This window comes from Paenibacillus xylanilyticus, assembly GCF_013359935.1.
GTDB lineage: Bacteria > Bacillota > Bacilli > Paenibacillales > Paenibacillaceae > Paenibacillus > Paenibacillus xylanilyticus.
In genome coordinates this window covers 21,959-47,102 of sequence record NZ_JABMCB010000177.1, presented here as the reverse complement: position 1 = coordinate 47,102, position 25,144 = coordinate 21,959, and the positions used below count along the sequence as shown (strand labels likewise).

General features: G+C 47.5%; 27 protein-coding genes and 1 pseudogene. 23 read left to right on the top strand and 5 right to left on the bottom strand.

Annotation, left to right across the window (positions count from 1 at the left end; genetic code table 11):
• Nucleotides 1-133: 133 nt before the first annotated feature.
• Nucleotides 134-451, bottom strand: a complete 318-nt coding sequence (locus HP552_RS11290) for a DUF2627 domain-containing protein (RefSeq protein WP_175395575.1) — start codon at nt 449-451, stop codon at nt 134-136.
• Between the two features lie 232 nt (nt 452-683).
• Between HP552_RS11290 and lpdA the strand changes: the two genes are divergently transcribed.
• The 5 genes from lpdA to lipB all read left to right on the top strand — a co-directional run bounded on the left by lpdA (nt 684) and on the right by lipB (nt 6,570).
• A complete protein-coding gene (gene lpdA, locus HP552_RS11285; RefSeq protein WP_175395574.1) occupies nt 684-2,108 on the top strand; it encodes a dihydrolipoyl dehydrogenase in 1,425 nt (474 codons plus the stop codon).
• Nucleotides 2,109-2,248: 140 nt separating this feature from the next.
• Nucleotides 2,249-3,277, top strand: a complete 1,029-nt coding sequence (locus HP552_RS11280) for a thiamine pyrophosphate-dependent dehydrogenase E1 component subunit alpha (RefSeq protein ID WP_095290473.1) — start codon at nt 2,249-2,251, stop codon at nt 3,275-3,277.
• 2 nt (nt 3,278-3,279) lie between these two features.
• Nucleotides 3,280-4,266, top strand: a complete 987-nt coding sequence (locus tag HP552_RS11275; RefSeq protein WP_175395573.1) for an alpha-ketoacid dehydrogenase subunit beta — start codon at nt 3,280-3,282, stop codon at nt 4,264-4,266.
• A 75-nt stretch (nt 4,267-4,341) separates the two neighbouring features.
• A complete protein-coding gene (locus HP552_RS11270) occupies nt 4,342-5,745 on the top strand; it encodes a dihydrolipoamide acetyltransferase family protein (protein ID WP_281366033.1) in 1,404 nt (467 codons plus the stop codon).
• 117 nt (nt 5,746-5,862) lie between these two features.
• Complete coding sequence (gene lipB / locus HP552_RS11265) at nt 5,863-6,570, top strand: lipoyl(octanoyl) transferase LipB (protein ID WP_175395572.1); 708 nt, start codon at nt 5,863-5,865, stop codon at nt 6,568-6,570.
• 26 nt (nt 6,571-6,596) lie between these two features.
• Here the strand turns inward: lipB and prli42 are convergent, their stop codons facing one another.
• Complete coding sequence (prli42, locus tag HP552_RS11260) at nt 6,597-6,698, bottom strand: stressosome-associated protein Prli42 (protein WP_095290480.1); 102 nt, start codon at nt 6,696-6,698, stop codon at nt 6,597-6,599.
• An 84-nt stretch (nt 6,699-6,782) separates the two neighbouring features.
• Between prli42 and HP552_RS11255 the strand changes: the two genes are divergently transcribed.
• Nucleotides 6,783-7,916 carry a M20/M25/M40 family metallo-hydrolase gene (locus HP552_RS11255; protein ID WP_175395571.1) on the top strand — a complete coding sequence of 378 codons (1,134 nt, stop codon included), beginning with the start codon at nt 6,783-6,785 and terminating at the stop codon, nt 7,914-7,916.
• A 128-nt stretch (nt 7,917-8,044) separates the two neighbouring features.
• Here HP552_RS11255 and mciZ read toward each other — a convergent pair whose 3' ends face one another.
• Complete coding sequence (gene mciZ / locus HP552_RS11250; protein ID WP_175395570.1) at nt 8,045-8,179, bottom strand: Z-ring formation inhibitor MciZ; 135 nt, start codon at nt 8,177-8,179, stop codon at nt 8,045-8,047.
• 122 nt (nt 8,180-8,301) lie between these two features.
• Here mciZ and HP552_RS11245 point away from each other — a divergent pair, with 122 nt between their 5' ends.
• The 12 genes from HP552_RS11245 (at nt 8,302) to sigF (ending at nt 17,330) form a co-directional block, all read left to right on the top strand.
• Nucleotides 8,302-8,886 (top strand): NUDIX hydrolase, encoded by a 585-nt coding sequence (locus HP552_RS11245; RefSeq protein ID WP_175395569.1) that lies wholly within the window; start codon nt 8,302-8,304, stop codon nt 8,884-8,886.
• A gap of 2 nt (nt 8,887-8,888) precedes the next feature.
• Entirely contained in the window at nt 8,889-10,103 is a 1,215-nt protein-coding gene (locus HP552_RS11240) for an endonuclease Q family protein (RefSeq protein ID WP_175395568.1), read from the top strand.
• A 132-nt stretch (nt 10,104-10,235) separates the two neighbouring features.
• Complete coding sequence (spoIIM, locus tag HP552_RS11235) at nt 10,236-10,865, top strand: stage II sporulation protein M (RefSeq protein ID WP_175395750.1); 630 nt, start codon at nt 10,236-10,238, stop codon at nt 10,863-10,865.
• Between the two features lie 107 nt (nt 10,866-10,972).
• Nucleotides 10,973-11,440, top strand: coding sequence for a ferric iron uptake transcriptional regulator (fur, locus tag HP552_RS11230; RefSeq protein WP_024630961.1), 468 nt, complete (start codon nt 10,973-10,975; stop codon nt 11,438-11,440).
• A 155-nt stretch (nt 11,441-11,595) separates the two neighbouring features.
• Entirely contained in the window at nt 11,596-11,838 is a 243-nt protein-coding gene (locus tag HP552_RS11225; protein WP_175395567.1) for a DUF4227 family protein, read from the top strand.
• Between the two features lie 74 nt (nt 11,839-11,912).
• Nucleotides 11,913-12,803, top strand: coding sequence for a tyrosine recombinase (locus HP552_RS11220; protein WP_175395566.1), 891 nt, complete (start codon nt 11,913-11,915; stop codon nt 12,801-12,803).
• A gap of 183 nt (nt 12,804-12,986) precedes the next feature.
• On the top strand, nt 12,987-13,811 hold the full coding sequence (locus tag HP552_RS11215; protein ID WP_095359253.1) for a purine-nucleoside phosphorylase: 825 nt from the start codon (nt 12,987-12,989) through the stop codon (nt 13,809-13,811).
• 187 nt (nt 13,812-13,998) lie between these two features.
• The gene (locus tag HP552_RS11210) at nt 13,999-14,217 is read left to right on the top strand and encodes a hypothetical protein (protein ID WP_175395565.1); all 219 of its coding nucleotides are present in this window, start codon (nt 13,999-14,001) and stop codon (nt 14,215-14,217) included.
• Between the two features lie 275 nt (nt 14,218-14,492).
• Nucleotides 14,493-15,614: a D-alanyl-D-alanine carboxypeptidase family protein gene (locus tag HP552_RS11205; protein ID WP_246310849.1), complete on the top strand. Its 1,122-nt coding sequence runs from the start codon at nt 14,493-14,495 to the stop codon at nt 15,612-15,614.
• A 143-nt stretch (nt 15,615-15,757) separates the two neighbouring features.
• Complete coding sequence (gene spoIIAA, locus HP552_RS11200; protein ID WP_036663380.1) at nt 15,758-16,111, top strand: anti-sigma F factor antagonist; 354 nt, start codon at nt 15,758-15,760, stop codon at nt 16,109-16,111.
• Entirely contained in the window at nt 16,108-16,563 is a 456-nt protein-coding gene (gene spoIIAB, locus HP552_RS11195; RefSeq protein ID WP_175395563.1) for an anti-sigma F factor, read from the top strand. The genes spoIIAA and spoIIAB overlap by 4 nt, the downstream gene beginning before the upstream one ends.
• Nucleotides 16,564-16,574: 11 nt before the next feature.
• Entirely contained in the window at nt 16,575-17,330 is a 756-nt protein-coding gene (sigF, locus tag HP552_RS11190; RefSeq protein WP_095290500.1) for an RNA polymerase sporulation sigma factor SigF, read from the top strand.
• Between the two features lie 70 nt (nt 17,331-17,400).
• Here sigF and HP552_RS11185 read toward each other — a convergent pair.
• Nucleotides 17,401-18,338, bottom strand: a pseudogene (locus HP552_RS11185) (EamA family transporter).
• 118 nt (nt 18,339-18,456) lie between these two features.
• Here HP552_RS11185 and HP552_RS11180 point away from each other — a divergent pair.
• Nucleotides 18,457-19,374, top strand: a complete 918-nt coding sequence (locus tag HP552_RS11180; protein WP_175395562.1) for an AraC family transcriptional regulator — start codon at nt 18,457-18,459, stop codon at nt 19,372-19,374.
• 159 nt (nt 19,375-19,533) lie between these two features.
• On the opposite strand, the gene HP552_RS11175 is transcribed toward HP552_RS11180, so the two are convergent.
• A complete protein-coding gene (locus HP552_RS11175; RefSeq protein ID WP_175395561.1) occupies nt 19,534-20,895 on the bottom strand; it encodes a TolB family protein in 1,362 nt (453 codons plus the stop codon).
• A gap of 147 nt (nt 20,896-21,042) precedes the next feature.
• On the opposite strand from HP552_RS11175, the gene HP552_RS11170 reads away from it, so the two are divergent.
• The 4 genes from HP552_RS11170 (at nt 21,043) to HP552_RS11155 (ending at nt 25,041) form a co-directional block, all read left to right on the top strand.
• The gene (locus tag HP552_RS11170) at nt 21,043-21,978 is read left to right on the top strand and encodes a copper amine oxidase N-terminal domain-containing protein (RefSeq protein WP_175395560.1); all 936 of its coding nucleotides are present in this window, start codon (nt 21,043-21,045) and stop codon (nt 21,976-21,978) included.
• A gap of 303 nt (nt 21,979-22,281) precedes the next feature.
• On the top strand, nt 22,282-22,938 hold the full coding sequence (locus HP552_RS11165; RefSeq protein WP_175395559.1) for a stage V sporulation protein AA: 657 nt from the start codon (nt 22,282-22,284) through the stop codon (nt 22,936-22,938).
• Nucleotides 22,919-23,347 (top strand): stage V sporulation protein AB, encoded by a 429-nt coding sequence (locus HP552_RS11160; RefSeq protein ID WP_376768953.1) that lies wholly within the window; start codon nt 22,919-22,921, stop codon nt 23,345-23,347. The genes HP552_RS11165 and HP552_RS11160 overlap by 20 nt, the downstream gene beginning before the upstream one ends.
• 86 nt (nt 23,348-23,433) lie before the next feature.
• On the top strand, nt 23,434-25,041 hold the full coding sequence (locus HP552_RS11155; protein WP_246310848.1) for a spore germination protein: 1,608 nt from the start codon (nt 23,434-23,436) through the stop codon (nt 25,039-25,041).
• Nucleotides 25,042-25,144: the final 103 nt, after the last annotated feature.

Sequence of the window (25,144 nt, the reverse complement as noted above, 5' to 3'; positions counted from 1 at the left end):
TCTGTTTAAATGTCAGAGCTTCGCATAATTTCTTTTATACTGTATTATGCAGAAATATCAACGTAATAAATAAGCATTATACCTGATCCTGCATGAATGATAAAGGTTAGGGAAAACGGCAAAAAGCCCGGACTCAGGAAGGCTTGCCGGGTGTCTCTGCCTGTTCGGTTGCACTTTTGGAACGGAAACGGGGACCCACATAATTGCGTTTACGGTCACGGAAGAGAATCCAGCCTCCGAGGAAGCTCATGCCTGCTGCAAACAAGAGAAGTCCACCTCCAAAGGAAAGCCACTCGAAACCGGGTGAAATCTGCTCGTTCCCGTGCTCGGCATAAAATAAGAAAAGGGCGTCTTTCATCATTAAAAATCCCTTCATGGCCATTAGACCGGGAATAACCAGTATCATAATTGCCAAAAACCGTGCAAAGACCAGTCTAGTATTCATCACCATTGAACCCCTTCTGCCAAATATCGACGTAAAATAAAGGTTGCGCTTACAGGTCATGCCTGATTCCATCATAGCTTGGTTTCTGTGCGCTGTCCATGTGTCATTGGACAAATTTTGAGTTGACTGCCCAAGGGGAGTACAATGGAATATAGAATTGTTATGCAAAAGAGAAATCACTTTGATCATCATCGTTCCATTCATAACGAAATCATATTGATAGAGGAGAACATAAAAGATGCCAATTACATGTGATGTTGCCATTCTCGGAGGAGGAACCGGAGGTTACGTTGCCGCAATTCGTGCTGCCCAGTTGGGTAAACAGGTCGTCATTATCGAGAAGGACAAGCTTGGGGGAACCTGTCTGCATCGCGGTTGTATCCCAAGTAAGGCGCTGCTGAGAAGTGCAGAGGTTTACGCTGAGATTCAAGAGAGTGAAACTTATGGAATCGAGACGGCGGGAGCAACGCTGGTATTCCCCAAAGTGCAGGCACGGAAGGATGCCATTGTGGAACAGCTGCATCAGGGTGTCCAATATTTGATGAAAAAAAATAAGATTCAGGTCGTACACGCCCAAGGCCGTGTGATCGGACCATCTATTTTTTCACCTCAGAGCGGAGCAGTAGCTGTAGAGTTTGAAGATGGAGAGATGGATACGGTTGTGCCAACCAATCTCATCATTGCTACCGGGTCACGTCCACGTGTACTGCCTGGTCTGGAGCCGGATGGCCGCTACATTATGAGCAGTGACGAGGCTTTGCGTATGGATGAACTGCCTGCATCGCTCATCATTGTGGGTGGGGGCGTGATTGGATTGGAATGGGCATCCATGCTGAATGACTTCGGTGTTGAAGTAACTGTTGTCGAAGCTGCCGATCATGTATTACCTGCAGAAGATGAAGACGTTGCGCGGGAAATGCAGCGGTTGCTGGGGAAACGTGGAGTCCGCTTCCTGACGAAGGCTAAGATCATGCCAGAGTCATATCAAGCAGGAAATGAAGGCATTCGTATTAATGTTCAAATCAGTAATGATCAGCAGGAGACGCTCCGTGCGGACAAGATGCTGGTATCGGTTGGCCGGCAGGCAAATGTCGAAAATATTGGACTGGAAAACACGGATATTAAACTGGATCGAGGCTTCATCGCGGTTAATAAACATTTGCAGACCGGTGAGGGACACATTTATGCCATTGGAGATTGTATTGGTGGATTACAGCTAGCACATGCTGCGAGTCATGAAGGCATTCTGGCCGTCAATCATCTGGCAGGTGAAACCGTTCATGCAGTCGAATCCCATCGAATTCCGCGGTGTGTGTACACTCGTCCGGAAGCAGCGAGCATCGGATATACGGAGCGTGAAGCGAAAGAGCGCGGCCACGAAATCAAGACTGGCAAGTTTCCGTTTCAGGCGATTGGTAAATCGTTGGTTCATGGAAACCGGGACGGTTTTGTGAAGGTAATCGCAGATGCCAAGACGAATGATATATTGGGTGTACATATGATTGGTACCCATGTGACGGAATTGATTGCAGAGGCTTCTCTGGCACAAATGCTGGATGCTACGCCTTGGGAAGTGGGGCAGACGATTCATCCTCACCCTTCCTTGTCCGAAATTATGGGTGAAGCGATGCTGGCTGTAGATGGAAAGGCCATTGGAATGTAGGTCTGGACAGGCTTATGAGAAAGGTCCTTTCCTTTTTTGGGCAAAAGGGATTATAATAAGGTTAAGCCAAGTCTTAGTACCAGGTTATAAGATCGGGTTGTAAGACGGGCACAGGCTCTGATTAAAAGGAGGTACCTCATATGAGTTCACAAGGTACTGCAGATGCGGTCCACCGGCATGAACAGCTGGGACTAAGCGATGGAGAAGTATTGGACATGTACAAATACATGCTGCTTGCGCGCAAGTTCGATGAACGTTGTTTGCTATTGCAGCGGGCCGGCAAAATTAACTTCCACGTATCCGGTGTAGGACAGGAAGCGGCACAAGTGGGTGCTGCGTTTGGACTGGACCGGGATCACGATTATTATTTACCTTATTACCGCGATTACGGCTTCGTATTGGCTGTAGGCATGACGCCTCGTGAGCTAATGCTCTCCGCCTTCGCCAAGGCGGAAGATCCGAATAGCGGCGGCCGGCAGATGCCGGGACACTTTGGTCACAAAAAACTGCGGATTGTTACGGGTTCCAGCCCGGTAACAACTCAAGTTCCACACGCTGTTGGTTTTGCACTGGCAGCCAAAATGCAGAAAAAGGAATTTGTTTCTTTTGTCACGTTTGGCGAAGGTTCGAGCAACCAGGGGGATTTCCACGAAGGCGCCAATTTCGCAGGAGTACACAAGCTGCCTGTCATTATTATGTGTGAGAATAACCAGTATGCCATCTCGGTTCCGGTCCATAAGCAGCTTAGCGGTAAAATATCGGATAGAGCATTAGGTTACGGCTTCCCTGGACTTCGAGTTGACGGCAATGATGCACTTGAAGTGTATGCTGCTGTCAAGGAGGCACGCCGCCGTGCAATTGCCGGTGAAGGCCCTACCCTGATTGAAGCGATGATGTATCGCTTGTCTCCTCACTCCACTTCCGATAATGATCTGGCTTACCGGACCAAGGAAGAGGTTGACGAGAACTGGAAGAAGGACGGCGTTCTTCGGATGAAAAATTATTTGATAGATTGCGGCATCTGGGACGAAGCCCGGGATGCGGATCTGGCTTCCCAGCTTGCGCTGGAAATGAAAGAAGCAACTGAATATGCTGACAACGCGCCATATCCGAAACCTGAGGACACTCTGACGCACGTTTATGCGGACAGCGAAGAAGGGGGACGGTAATCATGGCGGTTATGGAATATATTGATGCGATCCGTCTAGCGATGAAAGAAGAGATGGAGAGAGACGAGAATGTCTTTGTACTTGGGGAAGACGTCGGTGTAAAAGGCGGCGTATTTACCACAACCAAAGGTTTGCAAGAGCAATTCGGCGAAATGCGTGTGATGGATACACCTTTGTCCGAATCGGCCATTGCCGGGGTAGCTATTGGGGCAGCCATGTATGGCATGAAGCCAATTGCGGAGATGCAGTATTCAGACTTTATGCTGCCGGCAACGAACCAGATTATCAGTGAAGCGGCCAAAATCCGTTACCGTTCCAACAATGACTGGAGTTGTCCAATTGTCATCCGTGCGCCAATTGGCGGAGGCATTTTCGGAGGATTGTACCATTCGCAATGTCCGGAATCCATTTTCTTCGGTACACCTGGGCTGAAAATCATTGCACCTTATTCGGCATACGATGCCAAGGGACTGCTCAAGGCAGCCGTTCGTGATCCGGATCCGGTACTCTTCTTCGAGAACAAAAAGTGCTACAAGCTGATTAAGGAGGATGTACCCGAGGACGATTACATCGTTCCGATTGGCAAAGCAAACGTGCTTCGTGAAGGTGCGGATATTACCGTGATCGGTTACAGCCAGCCGTTGCATTTTGTTATGCAGGCTGCGGAGGAGCTGGAGCGTGAAGAGGGCATTACTTCCCACGTCCTGGATCTGCGAACGCTGCAGCCGCTTGACCGTGAAGCAATTATTGCTTCGGCGCGTCAGACAGGCAAGGTACTCATCGTTCATGAAGACAACAAAACAGGTGGTGTCGGCGCCGAAGTTGCAGCTATTATCAGTGAGGAATGCCTGTTCGACCTGGATGCGCCAATCCAGCGCCTGTGCGGACCGGACGTACCTGCAATGCCAATCAGCCCAACACTGGAGAAATTCTACATGCTGAGCAAGGATAAAGCGAAGGAAGCCATGCGCGCACTTGCAGAGTATTAATTCAGTTTGGTGCCATTAAGTTTCGACAACCTATTCGAAAAAAGGTTAAATGCAAAGTTTGGAGTGATATAACAAATGGCTGAACGTATGAAATGGATCGAGGTCATTATGCCGCAGCTGGCAGAATCGTTGGTCTCGGCTACCATTGGCAAATGGTTAAAAAAACCGGGCGACCGGGTTGAACAATACGAGCCGATCTGTGAAGTAATCACCGATAAAGTCAATGCAGAAATTCCGTCGACCGTTGATGGAATCATGGGTGATCTTCTGGTGGAAGAAGGTACGACCATTGCTGTTGGCGAAGCCATCTGCCGAATGCAGGTAGCCGCTGCCGACGATGAGCAAGTGGAAGAGCAAGTGACGCAAGTCTCTGAGCAGAACAGTGTGCAGCAAGGAGCGGTGACTCCAGTAGGCCATGATCCCAATCAGCCTATGCGTAATCGGTATTCTCCTGCAGTACAGTCACTTGCAGCAGAGCACGGTCTGAACTTGCAGAGCATTCAAGGCACAGGAGCAGGCGGACGCATCACACGCAAGGATGTACTGGCTGTTATCGCTCAAGGAGGCCATACGGGTTCGCCGTCTGCACAGTCTTCCTCTGCGGCTACGGCATCCGCTTCACCGTTTAGTGGAGTGAACAAAAGTGGTGGAGAAACGGGAATGTCCGCAAGAGAAGCTGTCTCTGCGGCGGATGCAGGCGTTCCCGTGAGACATTCAGGGATTCATCTGACCGAATCTCCGAAAATCCCGCAGATTGAAGTGGAAGGTGGCGGGCAGGGAAGATCGGAATATTTTATCGATGTTACCCCTGTGCGTAATGCGATCGCCCGGAATATGCGTCAAAGTGTATCGGAAATTCCACATGCATGGACCATGATTGAAGTGGATGTAACCAATCTCGTGATGCTGCGTAACAAGCTTAAGGATGAGTTCAAGCGTAAGGAAGGCATTAATCTGACCTATCTCTCCTTCATGATGAAGGGTGTCGTTAATGCCATCAAGGATTACCCGATCATGAACTCGGTTTGGGCTGTTGACAAAATTATCGTTAAACGGGATATTAACCTGTCTATGGCAGTAGGTACAGAGGACTCTGTATTGACGCCAGTTATCAAGCATGCGGATCAGCGTAATATCGCAGGTTTGGCCCGTGAAATTGAGGACCTGGCTCGCAAAACCCGTGAAGGTACGCTGAAGCTGGATCATATGCAGGGTGGAACGTTTACGGTCAATAATACCGGATCGTTTGGTTCGATCCTGTCGCAGCCGATTATCAACTATCCTCAGGCTGCAATCCTTACATTTGAATCCATCGTCAAGAAGCCTGTAGTCATTAACGATATGATTGCTGTTCGTTCGATGGCCAATCTGTGTCTGTCTCTGGATCATCGTATTCTGGATGGAGTCATCTGCGGCAGGTTCCTTCAGCGTGTCAAGGAAAATCTTGAAGGATACAATATGGAAACCAAGGTGTATTAATGAAATAGGTGTCTCAAGGGAAAGTGTATGTGCCGATGGCCGTGCACTTTTCCCGCTGTCTGCGGTTAAACGCTCGGATAATCTATGGACAATGAAGCAGAAGGGTGTGGGGAAATCATGAACAAGCCGCTGGATGTTACATACGTACCGATGCTTGATTATGAACAGGCTTGGAACCGCCAAAAAGCAATTGTACAGCAGCTGGACGAAGGTGAGGGTGTGGAGCAGATGCTTCTGCTGCAGCATCCACCGACGTACACGATCGGATCACAAAACCATCCTGAGCATCTGCTTCTCAGTCAGGACGAACTGGATGCAAAGGGCATCACTTTGTTTCAAATAGACCGTGGCGGTGATATTACTTATCATGGTCCAGGCCAGCTTGTGGGTTATCCGCTGCTGATTCTCGGTCGTGATGAGGCGCTCGATCTACACGGATATTTGCGCAGACTGGAACAGGTAATTATTGATTATCTGGCAGATGAGGGGATTGAGGCAGGCCGGAAAGAAGCTTATACAGGTGTGTGGGTTGGCGATATGAAAATTGCTGCGATCGGGGTGAAATTCAACCGCTGTAAACATCGGCGCGGCTTCGTGACGAGTCATGGGTTTGCTTTTAACATTACCTCAGGCATTCAGCATGAAGGCTTTCAGGGGATTGTTCCTTGTGGTATCGAGCAGTACGGTGTGACCTCTCTGGAGGACATCACTGGCAGAACCTACACCGTAGAGCAAGTTGCACAGCAAATTGTTCCGTACTTCGGCCGCATTTTTCCATATGAGATCACCTGGATCACGGAAAAAGAAGCCATTGCCCGTCTCTAGATTCAGACAGTCAAAGGCTTCAAATTCTATCCAAACAGTAGAGGTTCAAGCGCGATGAAAAGGGTGGACCCGATCATGGCGATCAGCATCAGATAGATCACGATTTTGAACCATTTCTTTTTTTGCATGAAGAGAGAACTCCTTTCAACAATGAAAAGTAAACAAGCATATTAATTGTATTGTACCGTATCCACGAGAGGGAGGAAAGTCCTATGATTAAGCAGCAGCGTGTCGTAGATCAGTTTATGGAACTGGTGCAGATCGACAGTGAAACGAAAAATGAACAAAACATTTCTAACGTATTGAAGGAACAATTTACCCAGCTGGGTCTTAGCGTATATGAGGATGATACCAAGGAGAAAACCGGGCATGGCGCGGGAAACCTGGTGGTTACCTGGGAAGCGGATGGTGCATTGGAGGCGGCGCCGATCTTTTTTACATGCCACATGGATACGGTAACCCCTGGACAAGGGATTAAACCCGAGCTCGGAGAAGACGGCTGGATTCGCAGTGATGGAACGACGATACTGGGTGCAGATGACAAGGCAGGGATTGCTGCACTGCTTGAAGCCATTCGTGCTATCCAAGAGAATAAAATTCCACATGGAAAAATCCAGTTCGTCATTACCGTTGGTGAAGAATCCGGTCTGGTTGGCGCTCGCGCGATGAATCCAAAAGATATTGAGGCTGAGTTCGGTTATGCACTCGATTCCAATGGTGCCGTGGGTACGATTTGTGTAGCTGCCCCAGCGAGAGCCGAGATCCAGATGAACATCTATGGAAAATCCGCACATGCGGGGGTCAACCCCGAAGATGGCATCAGTGCCATTCAAGTGGCGGCCAAAGCTATCGCAGCAATGACGCTGGGACGGATCGATGACGAGACCACAGCGAATATTGGCAAGTTCCAGGGCGGATCCGCTCTTAACGTCGTTTGTGATTTTGTACAGATTGAAGCAGAAGCACGCAGTATTGTTCAGGAGAAAGTGGAAAAGCAAATTGCCCAAATGCGTGAAGCCCTGGAAACAACCTGCCGCAAATACGGTGCAACGGCTGAATTCCGCAGTGAGATTCTGTATCCGGCGTTTGGATTCCATGATGAGCATGAAGTTGTCCAGCTTGCACAGCGTGCCATTCGCAGCCTGGGGCTGGAGACAAGTACTTTTGCTTCGGGTGGAGGCAGTGATGCCAACATCTTTAACGGTTTCAACATTCCGACCGTGAATTTGGCCGTAGGATATGAAGATATTCATACGACAAAAGAACGCATTCGTGCTGATGATATCGTAAAACTGTCCCAGGTTGTTGTAGCCATCATTCAGGAAACAGCTTCGGGCAACAAATAAGTTGATGTAAGGGGACATGCTGCATAGCATACACCTATTAGGCAAAAGTCCGGACCCGGTTTGCATCGGATTCGGACTTTTTGCAAATTCATGTTATATTTCATGGGAGATGTGGGTGTAAACAGAAATTATTTACGTCCAGCAATCAAATCGCTTAGTTTGGCATCAGGACCCCATTCACGCAACCACTGTTTCAGTATAAGCTGAACTTGACGGGCTTGTCCGACTACATGTACCGATTGCGGCGTCACATAACTGTTCATTGAATATCCCCCTGATTAGTTTTATATTTTTTTGAATACGCTATAGGCTCACGATATGCACAAAAACAGAGGTTTATACGTGCGATAGATAAAAAATCCAAAAGAAGTGGAGTTGAACATATATGAATCAAACTAACCAAAACCGCTCAGCGCACCCGTCTAACCCCAAGCTGGATGAAGTAACCGTCTCCACCAAGCCGATCTTCGAGGGTAAAGTCATTTCTCTTCAGGTTGATACTGTCAAGCTGCCCAATGGACAAACGGCAACGCGTGAAATTATCCGTCACCCTGGGGCTGTAGCTGTACTTGCCTTGAACGGAGATCGTATGCTGGTGGTGGATCAGTATCGTCAGGCGATGGGGCGTACCGAAGTGGAGATACCGGCAGGTAAACTCGATCCCGGAGAAGAACCGGAGATTGCAGCAGCACGCGAGTTACGCGAAGAAACTGGTTATGTAGCCAAGTCGCTGCGTCATCTGCGTTCGTTTTATACATCGCCGGGGTTTGCGGACGAGATCATTCACTTGTATATCGCCGAGGAATTGGAAGCTGGAGACATGGCACTGGATGAAGATGAATTTCTTGAAGTATCTGAAATTACGCTTGAAGAAGCCTATCAGCTCATGGATCAGAATCGGATCAGTGATGCCAAAACGATGATGGCTGTGTATGCATGGGATATCTACAGAACGACAGGGCGGTTTTAACGATGGTAGATCAACAGGCAACTTCCGCTTCATGGGAGTCTTGTTATGCAGACCTGCATATCCACATTGGGCGTACGTCCCGTGGTGAAGCTGTTAAAATCAGCGGCAGTAGGGATTTGACCTTTGAGAATATTGCTCGTGAGGCGTCAGATCGCAAAGGTATTCATCTGCTGGGTGTCATAGACTGCCATTCTCCGGTTGTTCAGATGGATATCGAGCAGTTGCTGGAGAACGGTACGATGTCCGAACTGAAGGATGGAGGCATTGCTTACCAGGACACAACAATTCTGCTCGGTACGGAGCTGGAACTGCGCGAACCGGAGATGCGGGAATATCATATGCTGGCCTATTTCCGTGATTTAAATACGATGAAGTCTTTCACGGAGTGGATGAAGCGTTATATGAAAAATGTAAACCTCAGCTCACAACGGGTGTATGTTTCTTCCCTTGAGATGCAGGCTGAGATTAAGGCCCGTGGTGGACTCATTGTGCCCGCACATGCTTTTACACCTCACAAAGGCATATATGGCAGCACAGCTCCACGTATGGCAGATGTGCTGGATACAAGTCTGATCGATGCCGTGGAGCTGGGATTAAGCTCTGATTCATCCATGGCCAGCTATATTCAGGAGCTAGATCAGCTTCCTTTTCTAACCAATTCGGATGCGCATTCCCTTGGCAAAATCGGGCGGGAATATAATGAGCTGCACTTGGCCCATCCTTCTTTTGATGAATTCAGCATGGCACTGAAGGGGGAGAGAGGAAGAAGGATCGCAGCCAATTACGGGTTGAACCCGAGACTTGGCAAATACCACCGCACGTATTGTGCAGCCTGTGGCAGCATCCTGGATGAACAGTCAATGTCGGCGGAACGATGCCCCTATTGTGGCAGTACGAAGCTTGTGCAGGGCGTACTGGACCGGATACTGGCCATAGCAGACCGGGAAAGTCCACATGTACCTGCATACAGGCCACCCTATCACTATCAGGTGCCACTCGAGTTTATCCCGGGCCTGGGCAAGGCCAAGCTGCGCCAGCTGCTGGAACACTTCGGAACGGAAATGAACGTGCTTCATCGTACAAGTGAAGAAGAGCTTGCAGGAGTAGTTGGCCCAGTACTGGCAGGTCTTATCGCTGCTGCACGAAACGGACGACTGGAGTTGTCATCCGGAGGCGGGGGAACCTACGGCAAAGTTTCCGGTAAAGGCGCAGAGTAACACAGAAAGACTGAAAGTACAGGGCGGGATCTGGACAAGGAGTCATACGCACGAACTCCGGTTCATAGAATGACTGTGTGGATTTCTTAGGAATCCTGCAGCATGATAACCGGAAAGGGGACTCGTACCTGTATGCGTTCTTCCTACTTCACGTTCAAAGGTCAAACCTCGTTATATGTATTTGTGGCTGTCTTGTTTCTGGTCGGTGTCATTTTTGGCGCCTTGATGGTTAATGCCCTGTCTCTTGAACAACGACAGGATCTGGAGGGATATCTGGGCAATTTTTTTATGACAGTCCAGCATAATGGCCAGGTGATCGAATCCGGAACCTATTGGGATATTGCGATACTTCATTTGAAGTGGGTGGGTCTCATCTGGGTTCTGGGCCTATCCGTCATCGGATTGCCAGGAATACTGGTTCTGGATTTTCTTAAAGGAGTGCTAATTGGATTTACCGTTGGATATCTCGTTGGACAGTATTCCTGGAAAGGGCTGCTGTTTGCCCTGGTATCCGTTGCACCGCATAATTTATTCGTTATCCCGGTACTGCTGATCTGCAGTGTGTCGGCCATGACTTTTTCCTTATATATCATTCGGAATCGTGTTCTCATGCAGCGCACACCAGGTGGACAAAGGCCATTTGCTTCTTATGTGCTGCTAACTCTGGTTATGGCTGGACTGCTGTTAGGTGTTGCGTCTTTTGAAACATGGATAACACCTGCAATGATGCGCTGGGTTACGCCAATGCTGCTGCCCGCGTAGCACGCACCGGATAGTGTAAAATGTTGACTTTAATTACGCACTCCCCCTATAATGAAAGAAGTGGGTTAAGTTGCAGTGTGCAGTGATTTCCTAGGGGGAGGGAGAAAATGGAAGCACGGATCGATAAAATTAAGCAGCAACTACAGTCCCAAGGTTATAAATTAACGCCCCAGCGGGAAGCCACCGTAAGAGTACTTCTTGAGAATGAAGAAGATCATCTGAGCGCGGAAGACGTATTCATGCTCGTTAAAGAAAAAGCTCCCGAAATCGGTCTGGCAACCGTGTACCGTACCCTCGAACTGCTGAGTGAGCTGCATGTTGTAGAGAAAATCAACTTCGGCGACGGTGTAGCGCGTTATGATCTGCGCGGAGATACATCCAAGCATCACCATCATCACTTAATCTGCGTTCAATGCGGAAGTATGGATGAAATACGTGAAGACTGGCTTGGACCGCTTGAAGAGCGTCTGGAGCGGGAATTTAACTTTTCGGTAGTAGATCACCGTCTGGATTTTCATGGGATTTGTTACCGTTGCAAAGCTAAAAATGACCAGAAGCCCAAAGATGAAGAATAACATAGCATATCTTCAAGCTCTCACCGGCGGTTTTGACGGGAGAGCTTTTTTGGTCCAGCATGTGATGTGAGGTTATCCCGGATGTCATATTCCTGGTTTTGTCATCATACCCTGATTCTAGATGAATTCGATTCAGACCAGGAGGGGGACAACCCATGATTATTTCACTGCGACGAGGACTTCGTTTTATACGATTTATAATATTATTTGCAGGATTGGTTTATCTGTTCTATCATGTTCTGGATTTGTTTAATGGCTGGATCTCACCTGTGGACCAGTATCAGATGCCGACAGGAAATGCGGTGAAAGTATTTCAGGAGACGGATTGGCCAGGCAATGGGGAAGCACGTCCTACGCTGGCGGAGAGACTCCGTTTATTTTATTGGTATGGGGAGTAGCCCGGACAGCCAGGGATGCAAATACGGAAGCAGATTGCCAGCTCGGCAATTCTGTCAGATGAGGAGCGTTGTGCATGAAACAGACGATACACGCCTATGCCTTATACTTGGAAGAAGATAAAGGGATGTCAAGCAGTACGCTGGAGTCGTATCTTCGGGACGTGGACAAGTTCATCGAATTTGCAGATAAGGAATACGGTATCCGTGAGGCGGAGCAGGTACGTCGTACTCATGTCATCCTGTTTATTGGCAAGCTCAAGCAGGCAGGTCGTGCCAATGCAACCATTGCACGCAGCGTTGTATCCCTGCGTTCGTACTTTCATTTTTTGATGCGCCGGGGTGAGATTCTGCAAGATCCAACGTTTGACGTCGAGGCTCCCAAGGCAGACAAAACGCCGCCACAGGTGTTAACCGTGGACGAAATTGAACTGCTTCTAGCTTCGCCTGATACTCATTCAGCCCAAGGAGTGCGTGATCGCGCCATGCTTGAACTTCTGTATGCTACCGGTATTCGTGTTTCGGAACTGATTGCGCTGGATATTCGGGATGTGCAGCCGGGCATGCGGTTTATTCGCTGCGGTGGGGCAGGCAAGGAACGCATTCTGCCGATTGGTGCGCCAGCCGCACACTGGGCAAGTGTGTATGTCAATGACTCTCGTAACCAGCTGCTCAAAGCAGACTCGGACGAGCAGGCGCTCTTTGTCAATGTGTCCGGCAGGCGTTTAACCCGCCAGGGCTTCTGGAAGCTGCTCAAAAAAGCGGCGGTGGATGCAGGAATCTCGGAAGAGATTACGCCGCATACGCTGCGTCATTCCTTTGCTGCTCATCTGATTGCAAGCGGAGCAGATACACGTGCGGTGCAGGACATGCTCGGTCATGTGGAGCAGCCTGGACAACAATATGGGCATCATGGTCGCAAAACGATGAAAGAAATCTACGAATCCCATCATCCGCGAGCGAAATAGTTTGCTGAAACGATAAAAAATTCAATAAAAGATGCGGAACATACAGCCGATTTAGGATAAAATAAATTGTACACATTTAAACGCCGTTATACATAAGCGATGCATCATTTGAGTGATTCATTTGCTGAAAGATGCATCTGGCTGATACAGACGGAACGTTTCAACTCAAGGGGGAACATCGAAATGACAGCATTAAATCAACAGATGATTCAGGAAGCTGCATCTTACATTCAAAGTAAAAGCTCCATCAAGCCGGAAGTCGGTTTGATTTTGGGTTCGGGTCTGGGTATTCTGGCTGACCTGATTGAAGATGGCGTTAGCATTGCCTATCAGGATATTCCTCACTTCCCGGTCTCCACAGTAGAGGGACATGAAGGCGAATTACTGGTGGGAACCATCAAAGGTCGTCCGGTCGTTATGATGAAAGGCCGTTTCCATATGTACGAAGGGTATGGCCCGGAACTTACAGCATTCCCTGTACGTGTCATGAAAGAACTGGGCGTATCCTCTTTGCTCGTAACGAACGCAGCAGGTGGAGTGAACACATCGTATGAGCCAGGCGATCTGATGCTGATCTCCGATCATTTGAATATGACAGGCAAAAATCCGTTGATCGGACCTAACGATCCGGCTATGGGCGTACGTTTCCCTGATCTCTCTGAAGCCTACAGCCGCCGTCTGCGTGCGCTGGCGAAGGATACAGCGGCTTCACAAGGGTTTAACGTGCGTGAAGGCGTATATGCAGGCTTGCTGGGTCCCAACTATGAGACACCGGCAGAGATCGTGATGCTGCGTACATTGGGGGCAGATGCGGTGGGCATGTCCACGGTATCCGAAGTGATCGTGGCACGCCATGCTGGTCTGGAAGTGCTCGGAATTTCCTGTATCAGCAATATGGCAGCCGGTATTCTTGATCAGCCGTTGTCCCATGACGAAGTCATGGAAACGACAGAACGTGTGCGTGAATCGTTCCTTGCGCTTGTTTTGGCCGTCATTCCGCAAATGTAATCGTAAAGCTTCAGTAAGACACCCTCTTGTGATCCTTCGGGATCATTCAAGAGGGTGTCTTTTTTTATTTTTATTACAAAAAAGTGAAATTCAGAAAATAATTAAAGGGTAGCATGAAAATATCTGTCCAATGAGAAATCTTTCAGTGTAGCTATAACGATCTACATGTCATGTAAGGAGGTTTGATATGAATATTGACCGTGTCATAGGCGTAATACAGATCGGAGTGTTGTTGCTGCTTTTCACTTTTAAAACGAATATCGCGTTTTTGGCTGCCAGTATGATTATCGTTTTGATCATGATTTATCAAACCTATGCTTCTCCGACAAAGTGGAATATCCGTTTGTTTGTTGCATTGACTTCGTTTCTCATCTTTTGGAATATCTATTCATGGGATTGGGGTTGAGAAGGAAGTATTGGACCCGCGTTTCACTGGCATATTACGATAAATTGGCATGTTCTCCCTTTGACGGGAGGGCATGTTTTTTTGTTTACCTGATCGGGTTACAGAAAAAGTTCGGGAAATCATTCTTTGTATGGAATAATTTGCTGGAAACGCGCCGACAATGATTAGCAGTACATGCATGGAGCATGCAGTAAGCAAGTCATTTGAGGAGGTTAACCCTAGTGAAGAAACGAATAATGGCATCGTTCATGACCCTATGTATTCTGCTGCCCCTAATGGCATCAACAGCGCTGGCTGAAGAAACACCCAAAGCAGCAGGTGCGACAGAGCTGGCCCCATCGGCACGTTCTGCTATTTTAATGGATGCAGATACGGGGACGGTGATATTTGAAAAAAACAGTCATGATCAGCTGCCTCCGGCTAGCATTACGAAGATTATGACCATGCTGCTGACGATCGAAGCCATCGATTCCGGAAAACTGAAGCTGACGGACAAAGTCAGAACAAGTGAATACGCTGCATCCATGGGCGGCTCACAGATTTTTCTGGAGCCTGGTGAAGAAATGACCGTGGATGATATGTTAAAAGGAATCGCCATGGCTTCCGGTAATGATGCCTCTGTCGCTATGGCCGAGAAAATTGCCGGATCGGAAGAAGCTTTTGTGCAGCTTATGAATGAGCGTGCCAAAGAGCTCGGCATGAAGGATACCCATTTTGCCAACTGTAACGGACTCCCTGTGGAGAATCACTATTCCTCCGCACATGACATTGCCCTGATGAGCCGTGAATTGCTGAAGCACTCGGGAATCACGAAATATACGGGAGCTTATCAGGATTACCTTCGCAAAGATACAGAGAAGCCCTTCTGGCTGGTAAACACGAACAAATTGGTTCGATTTTATTCCGGCGCAGACGGTTTGAAAACGGGCTATACGTCTGAAGCCAAATTCTGTCTCTCGGCTACTGCGATGAAGGACGGACTGCGTACCGTTGCTGTGGTGCTCGGGGAACCGAACACAAAAACTCGGAATGCCGAAGTGTCTTCGATGTTCGATTATGCATTCGGACAATACACGATGAAACCTTTGTACAAAGCAGGGGATCAGCTCGGAAGTCTGAAGATCGAAAAAGGGGAAGTCGCTGAATTACCTCTGACGGCTGCGCAAAATTATAGTGTACTGATGCGTAAAGGGGCAAAATCGGATGAGTTCCGCCATGAGCTGTTAATGGCAAAAGAAGTGAAAGCACCGATCAAGGCAGGTCAAAGTATAGGTAAGCTTGTGGTGTACCAAGGGAACGAGGTTATCAAGGAATTCGATATTCAGGCCCCTCAGGATGTGAATAAGGCGGGCTGGTGGAAACTGTTCAAGCGGACGACATCCAACCTGTTTGATTAACGCTGATTTTACGCGTTCTGCATACATTCTTTGAACGTATTTTGTAGTTAAATAGGGGTTTTCTTCTAGTTTTGTCGGGGGGCAGGAAAAGCCTTCGGAAACGTAGAAATCCTTGTTCAAGACTGGGAGGAGAGTGAGCAAACGTGAACTTGCATGTGGAAATGGAGCATCACCGCGGAATTCTGATTGTGCGATTATCCGGGGAGCTGGATCACCATACAGCCGATATGGTACGAATGCAAATGGATGAGGCCATCCAGCGCAGACAGTGCGAACATTTGGTGCTTAGCCTGAAAGATCTGCAATTCATGGACAGTTCAGGTCTGGGTGTCATTTTGGGCAGATACAAACTCATTAAAAATAAAGGCGGCAAGATGGTTGTATGTGATGTCAATCCGCCGGTGTATCGTTTGCTGGAAATGTCGGGTTTGTTCAAGATCATGCCGATTTACGAAAATGAGGGAACAGCTCTCTCGGGTCTGGAGGTCGTCTCATGAATGAAGGAACGGGAACAAATTTCATGAATCTGCAATTTGCGGCCAAGTCGGAGAACGAATCGTTCGCACGGGTAACGGTTGCGGCTTTTATCTCCCAGCTTGATCCTACGATGGACGAGCTAAGCGATCTGAAGACGGTTGTCTCGGAAGCGGTGACGAATAGCATCATCCACGGGTATAACAACAATCCCGAGGGTGTCGTATCCATTCAGGCGCAAATTCGCGAAGACATGATTACGATTATTGTGGAAGATCGCGGAGAAGGAATTGAAGATCTCGAACTGGCCAAACAGCCGCTATATACGTCCAAACCCGAACTTGAGCGGTCGGGCATGGGCTTCACCATTATGGAAAACTTCATGGATGAATTCGAAGTCAGCAGTGAGCCCGGCAGAGGCACCTCCATCAAGATGAAGAAGAGGATTGAATCCAAGAAAGCATTGTATAATTAGGGGTTGGTCTTATGGATGCTGAAGTGAAACAGTCTTCACAGACCTATTTGGACGATGCCGAGGTCAAACGGCTGATTGCGCTCAGTCAGTCGGGTGACCATGTCGCACGGGATACGCTGGTGAACTGCAACATCAGACTTGTCTGGTCCGTTGTACAGCGGTTTATGAACAGGGGGTACGAACCAGAAGATCTGTTCCAGATTGGTTGTATCGGTCTGCTTAAATCGGTGGACAAATTCGATCTCAGCTATGATGTGAAATTCTCCACCTATGCGGTCCCCATGATCATCGGAGAAATTCAGCGTTTCCTGCGGGATGACGGAACCCTCAAGGTTAGTCGTTCCCTGAAGGAAATGGCGAATAAAGTCCGCAAAAAAAGGGACGAACTGTCCAAACACCTTGATCGTCTGCCAACGATCAAGGAAGTTGCTGAACAGCTGGGGGTGACCCCGGAGGAAGTTGTTTTTGCACAGGAAGCGAATAAACCGCCGACATCCATTCATGAGACCGTGTTTGAGAATGACGGGGATCCGATTACGTTGATGGACCAGATTGCCGACGAATCCCAGGAACGGTGGTTTGACAAGCTGGCACTGAATGAAGCGATTGGTGGTCTTAGTGAGCGGGAACGATTGATCGTCTACCTGCGGTATTACCGGGATCAGACGCAGTCAGAGGTAGCTACCAGGCTGGGCATTTCTCAGGTTCAAGTTTCACGGCTGGAGAAAAAAATACTTCAATCCATTCGCGATCAAATCGCGCAATAGATGTTGGATTGCAAGCTGCAGCATTGGTGCTGTATCACCAATATACGACAACTAACAACCTTTTATCGCGCTAATCGCGCGAAAAAGGTTGTTTTTGTTTGGTACGAATAGACCCTGAACGATTGAACTGCATAATCAAGATCATTCCAATAATACATGCCGTACCCATCCATTGATAGAAACCAAACGGTTCATGGAGCCAAATCACGGTTGTTCCAACGGCGGCCAGGGGCTCTGCGCTCCCCAGTAGGCTAGTTTCCTTAGGTGTAAGACTTTTTAAACTGGCAATATAGAACCAGAAAGCAATCATGGTTCCAAAAATGATCGTGAATATTAAATAGCTGTAGGTTTCGAGCGTTATGCCGGCGAAGTTGGCCTTCCACGGCGGGTGGATAAAACTCAATCCCAGACCGCCGATGATCATGGCCCAGCCAACCACAACAAGTGAATTGAATTTTTTAATCAGTTTTACGGCATAAAGGGTATAAAATGCAGCTGAAACGCCGGATAACAGACCCCAGATCACTGCAAGCCAGGAGACAGATAACCGGGTAACGGAGCCATTAGTCAACAAGAGAAAACAGCTCCCGAAAGCCAGAACGGCACATGCAAGATCCTTGCGGGTGAGAGCAGACTGCTTGGCAGCACAATGTAAATCATGATCATGACTGGCGATAGGTATTGCAGGAGTGTAGCAACTGCAGCATTGCCATGTTTAATGGATGCCATGTACGTGTACTGAACGGCAAGCATTCCCACTAATCCGAAAATGATCAGTTGCCCGGCCGTTTTTTTATTTCTCCATACATCAATAATCTGAGATCGTTCGCGTGTACAGGATTGAATAAGCAGAAGCAGCAAACCAGCACTCAGCAATCGAACGGTTACATACCAGTTGACTTCAATTCCATCCAGTTGAAACAGTTTTTGCGATACGGTACCTCCAATGCCCCAACAGATTGCTCCGGTCAGAACGAGTAGAATACCTGATAACTTGGACCTTGCTATTGTTGCCACTCTTGATCGCCTCACCTTAAATATAAGAATAGTGCTATATTAAGTAGAAATGCGGTACATTAATATCAATATCACACATAAAAATATAAATATATTGAGATGAGGCTCTATGCAGAAGAATGGATTTATCATCGATCAAAATTTGAAGGAAATGACCGAGCACCGCACCGATACCTTAGCCGTAGCCTGTTATGAAACAACCATTGCACAAAATGTCCATGGACACATCCCCCTGCACTGGCATGATGAATTGCAGGTTGTTTCGGTTCTTCAGGGTACGGCGTTGTTCCATATCAACGATCAGAAAGTGGTAATACCGAAAGGTGACGGAATATTTATCAACAGTGGGACGATGCATATGGCAGAAGATCATAGTGAGAATGAAAACTGTATTTATCTCTGTCTGAATATGTCCCCGCATGTTCTGCTGCCTTCAGATTTGTACGTGAAGTATGTGCATCCTTATGTAACGGCCACCAATCTGCCTTTTCTGTACATAGAAGGGGCTGTTTCCTGGGGAGAGCAGATTCTGGGTGCCATCGGTCTCATTAGAAAGGAACTTGTGGAACAGGCTCCTTATTACGAAGTGAATGTTGCTTCGGCGCTGCTGAACATGTGGAAACTTCTGATTACAAACGGATACTCTTTGGAACATGATCCATCGGAGATGAACCGAAACAAGCGAATGAAGGACATGCTGCAATGGATTCATCTGAATTATTCGGATCCCATCAAGTTAGAGGATATTGCAAGGACCGGGCAGTTAAGTCGATCGGAGACGTGCCGGTATTTCAAGCAAATGCTGAGAACCACCCCGATGCAGTATGTTATGGATTACCGTATCCAAATAAGTATTGAGCTTTTGCAGCTCTCCGAGCGTAACATCACCGAAATTGCGTACGACGTCGGTTTTAACAGCACGAGCTATTACATTAATCAATTTCGTAAAACCATGAATGTGACCCCTTTACAATTCAGAAGGAAGGTCATCCAGAAGAAAATTCTGAAAAAAAGATCTTCTGACTGAAAGGGAGTTTCAGGGTATTGATGTCACAGACAAACTCATGGCCCGAGTCCGTAAGCTGGGACTTCCCCTCATTTCCTCAATCCTGCTGCGGTGCAAAACGATGATTTCGTTCTGCACCCTTTTTCCTGTATGAGTTTATAGTTAGATATCAATATTATGTTAAATAAAAGTAAGTGTCTTTCCCAGTGAAATCAAGTGATTTTGATCAGCCCATAAGATGAAATATGAATATGGATTTCCTTGAATCAGAACAGGAGCAGGATATTTTACAATAAGTGCCGCCTGATTTCTCATTTCCACGGGTTGGTCTTCCGAAGGGAATATGAAACAGGCTTCTTGTGCTTGAATAAAAGCAGGGAAAATTCGGGGGTTTGCCCCATAGGGTTTCAACATATGAAAAGCTTCCGCTCTGCATACCTCGTGAATTCCTTCCTCAGAAGAGATCGCGGATATCTGGAAAAATCCGTCCGCTCCTTCGAATCGTTCTTCGGTAACTTTGTGCCAGCTTCGCGGATAATAGAAAGATACCTTGTATACCTGATTGAGATATAATCCATACGGATGAACATCATGCACTCGTGGTGACCATCTAAGAGCTGTAATCCACCTTGCTTCAACAATTTTGATCGGATTATTAGGGTTTCTTACATCAATAATCCAAATTTCGGTTGCTTGTTCTTGATTATTGCACCCTGATAAGTAAGCGATTCGGTTCCCATCCGGCGACCAACTTAAAGGGGTAGAGAAGCAGGTGGAGACCGCCCATGTTTTTTGTTGCCCTCCAACTGGGCTGTCGGTCTGGATTAAAGAAACATATTGATTATCCACGAAGTCGGTGGCACTGTATGCGATGAGTGAAGAGTCCGGGGACCATTCGGGGTAATAGTTTTTCGCCTGAGGGCCACCATTAAGTTGGTGGCTCGCTCCTGTTGTCAGGTTCACCGTAGTGATCAACGAAATGCTGGCTCCCGGGGATGTATATAGGGCAAACTCTCCGTTAGGTGATATTCTGACATTGTGGAGAGGCCCCTCCGTATTTTGAGTTAATTGCTGTTTGTTCATGCCATCTCGGTTAATTTTATATAGTTGGGTATTGCCTGCTTCATCCGGAGCTGCAAACAGGAGAGCCTCTCCTGAAGGAAACCACTGGACATCGGTGGCTCCTTGTTGAACGATTGAACCGCTGGCATGGGAGTTGATATTGTAGATCACAATCCGTCCGTTTTTTACATAACTCAAGTATAGACTATCCGGCGACCAGCTCAGTAAAGTATAAGGGTCAATTTGATCAATTTGTGCCCATGCCCTGCTGTTTAGATTGAATACATACACGATATTTTTCTTGCCGATAAAGGCGAAGTTCCGGACATCTGGCGACCAATATGGAATTGAAAATTCCTCACCAAGATCTTGGGTCAGCTTAATCGTCTGACCTGTTATAGGTTGATAAAGCCAAATGTCGTACGAATCACCCCCAACATTTGAAGTAAAAAGAATCGCTTCACGATAAGCAAAATTCATATTTGATGCCGCCCTTCAGGTTTGATTTCACTACAATGTATTCAAGAAAAGGAGATAGGCGAATTATTCGTAACATTCCTATCAGAATGTATTTATTCTACAGATAATGAAGGAGCATATATTTTTTTACTTCAGGAGGAACCGTCAATGAAAAAAACAATCACCTTGCTAACCAGTCTGGCGCTAATGCTTGCCACCGCCGCAGGCACAACCTCAGCCAAACCGGGAAACACTCCACCCGGACAATCAGGTAAAGAGATATCGTCAAAAGCACCCAAAGACAAAGAAACTCCAATTGAGGAGAAACAGACCGAGGAAGTCGAGTCTTCTGACACGGTCAGCACTGAAGAAGACAAAGTTAAGGATCCCTCAACATCGGAGACAGAGAATACAACCAACAATACAACCGACCCAACCGAATCCAAGAAAAAAGGCTCCAAAGGATACAAAGGTTTGCTAAATGCTATTCAACATGTGGAAGATAAACCGGCAGGTGCTGTACTAGCCGATATTTTGCTTACAAAATATGCGACTGAGCTGACGCACGAACAAATCAAAGAACTTGAAGCCATCATTGAAAAGGACAAGGCGTTGGAAACTGCGGCAGAAATACTCGAAAAAAACGGTAGTGTGACTGACGCGGTGTATTTGCAGGAAGAGGCCATTAAATCCAATTTTAAAAACCTGGACCTGTACAAAACAATGGGAAAACTCAATGAAAAGGCGGGTAAAAAGAATGGGGTGAAGCTGTATGTGAACGGGGAAGCTTCTAACTCCGAACCTTTTGTCAAAAAGGGCAACACGTTTGTTCCTTTTCGCGCCATAGCTGAGTCTTTGAAAGCCGAAGTGGCATGGAATCCCGAAGAACGCTCCATCATTGTTACGAAGGATGGGGTGAGCATTAAACTTGTGGTTGACAGTAAGACTGCAACAGTTAATGGCAAAAACGTCTCTTTGGATGCGCCAGCCACTATTACAAAAGGCAGTACTTATGTACCCGTACGTTTCATAAGTGAGGCATTGGATGCAACCGTGCAATGGGAAGAAGAAAGTAAAACCGTCGTTGTTTATGAAAAAGAATAATATTGGATGATTGTATTAAAATTCGACCAGGGAATCATATTTCATATATTCTTTAAGAAGCCTCCATTTTGGGGACTTTTCGTTTATCAGGTTAGCCAGAAACTTCTGGTTGGCCTTTTTTTATGGTCGTTTTACGATGGGGGAGCCGGGAGAGCTTGGCGGCTTACCTTCGAAGAACAGCGGCCGATGACCGATCCATCCCGGAGCGCCCGTAGGGTTCCCAACCTTTTTCCAACCCGAATGTAATAAATTTGCACATTCTTCAAATACTAACCTAAATTACGCAGTAAAGGAGTGTTTCGGATGTCTCTGACACCCACTCCAACGGTCTACATTCGTCTGCGCAGCCGTATTCGTATCCAGAGGGGCAGAGAGGTGAAGCTTGGTGATATCGCTCACGTGTTAACCTCTCCGGAAGACGGGGAACGAAGGCTGCTTGAACTTGAACTGCTGCGCCCGGGACCGGAGGACGGCAATCTGATCCTGATTGATATTTTGCAGATCATACCTCAAATTCGGCGCATGTTGCCCGAGGTTACAGTCGAACTAATCGGTTCGGGCCATACGCTGGTTGAGGTCGTTGCGGGGACTGGAAGACCTTCCAAATCCCTGTTCATCCTGGTCTGGTTGCTGCTCTTCTTTGGCTCAGCACTGACCATCATGAATTTCCATGCAGACGTGAACATGCAGGAAGTACAGATCCGCATTGTGGAGATGATTACGGGTCGCCGGGATGAGCATCCCTATCTGTTTCAGGTGGCGTACTCCATCGGGATCGGATTCGGTATGGCTGTATTTTTTAATCATTTATTTAAGAAAAAGTGGAATGAAGAACCCACTCCGCTTGAAGTGGAAATGTTCTTATACCAGCAAAATGTAGACAAGTTTGTCGTCATTGAAGAAACTGAACGAATGCACGAGCAGGAACGCGGGGAGATGAATGCCGATGAGCGTTCTTAACGGAGCGATCAGCATCGTATTAGGCATTGCAGGAGGAATTGCAGTAGGAAGCGGCGTGATTGCCCTCATTCTCGTGCTTGATATGATTCCCAGACTTGCACAGCTAACCCGTTCCTATGACAAAACCCACTGGTATGAAGGGGCGTTGATCGGAGGATCGTTGGTCGGAACCATTGCCGATTTCTGGCACTGGAAAGTGCCTGGAATTTGGGTGCTTAGTCCGATCATCGGATTGTTTTGCGGGGTGTTCATCGGCTTGCTCGCTGCGGCACTGACAGAAGTGCTCAATGTGCTGCCTGTACTGGCAAAACGATTGGGCATGAAATCGTATCTATTCGGACTGCTGCTAGCCATGATTCTGGGTAAAATGACAGGTTCCCTGTTCGACTTTTTTGTATATCAGCGTTAGAACAAGGAATCGAAGGAGGATGGAAAATGGATGTAAGATCAGACAGTACCGGGCACGATTCAGGTGAAGGAGTACCCGAAGAGCTGATGCACAAATCACCTTATGAAATTCAAAAGGAAGAGGAGCAGCGGGCGTACGAAAAAAAGAAACAGGATGAAATGTCAGACAGCGTTGAGGAATCCGTACAGTACTGGCAGGATAACGATGATATCTCCCCTCGCATGAGCGATAACAAATATACATTGAAGCAGATTCTGGGCCTTGGAGAGTCTTTTGACGTCAATATGAGAGAGATGGTTCTGGGCGGCAAGCACGTTGGATTACTGTTGTTGACCGGGTTTGCCAAGGACGGGATTTTGCTTGAAGTGTTAAAAAGACTAACCTACCTTTCACCGGATCAGGTAACAGGACATGCGCTCAAGTCGTATTTTGAATGCTACATCCCTCATATTCAGGTGGAGAGAGTCGATAAGATGAGCGCGGTCATTAACAAAGTCCTCACCGGGATGAGTGCCATGTTTGTCGAAGGGGATCGCTCCGTATTGATCATGGATACACGGAGTTATCCGGTACGTTCTCCGGAAGAGCCTTCCCTGGAGAGAGTGGTGCGGGGCTCAAGAGATGGCTTCACGGAAACCCTTTTGACAAACGTTACCTTGGTACGCCGGAGGATACGTGATCCTGGATTGAAGTTCGAGATCATGCAGGTGGGCCGAAGAACCCAAACGGATGTCTGTGTGGTTTATATCGATGATATTGTGGATAAAGTACAGGTGGACTCGGTTCGTGAAAAAATCAAACGGGTGGATATCGATGGAATACCCGCAGCGGACAAACAGCTGGAGGAAGCGATAATCAATAAAGGGTGGAATCCGTTTCCGCTGGTCCGGTATTCCGAACGACCGGATGTGACGGCATCTCATCTGCTTGAAGGAAGGGTTGTCATATTTGTTGACACTTCGCCAAGTGTAATGATTTTGCCTACAACCTTTTTTGACCTCTGTGAACATGCCGAAGAGAACAGACAGACTGCCTTTATGGGAACGTACCTGCGCTGGGTTCGCTTCGCGGGCATTTTAATCTCCCTGTTTTTGCTGCCACTATGGATGTTGATGGTGATTGATCCTGCGCTTAAACCGATAGGACTGGATTTTATAGGTCCACAAGAGAATGTGAAGCTGCCCATCATTCTGCAGTTTCTTTTAATTGAGCTTGGGGTGGATTTGCTGCGGATGGCAGCAGTTCATACCCCTACACCTCTGGCATCGGCCATGGGTTTGATTGCGGCAATTCTCGTCGGGGATATCGCCGTTAAGACGGGATATTTTGTGAATGAAGTCGTTCTCTACATGGCTATTGCGGCGATCGGTATGTTCGCCACACCGAGTTATGAGCTTGGGCTTGCGAATCGGCTCGTGAGGCTGGTCCTGTTGATCGCCGTTGCCATTTTCAAAGTACCCGGATTTGTGGTCGGTACAACCTTGCTTATTTTGGCGCTCACCATACACCGGTCCTACAATTCATCTTACTTGTGGCCGTTCATACCGTTTAATGCAAAGGCTCTGGGGAACTTTTTGTTCCGATTGCCACTCCTGGAAAGTAAAAAACGTCCATCGTTCAACAAGACACGCGACAACACAAAAATGCCTGACGATCCGGACGGTGAAAAGCGGAAAAGTAAAAAACACAAATGATCTGCCTAAAAATCCATTCTTCTCGCTGTCTAATTTGGTATACTGGTGTAAAATCATTGGAGTAGAAACTATTCCAGTATATAAAAAGTGAGGAATGCTGATT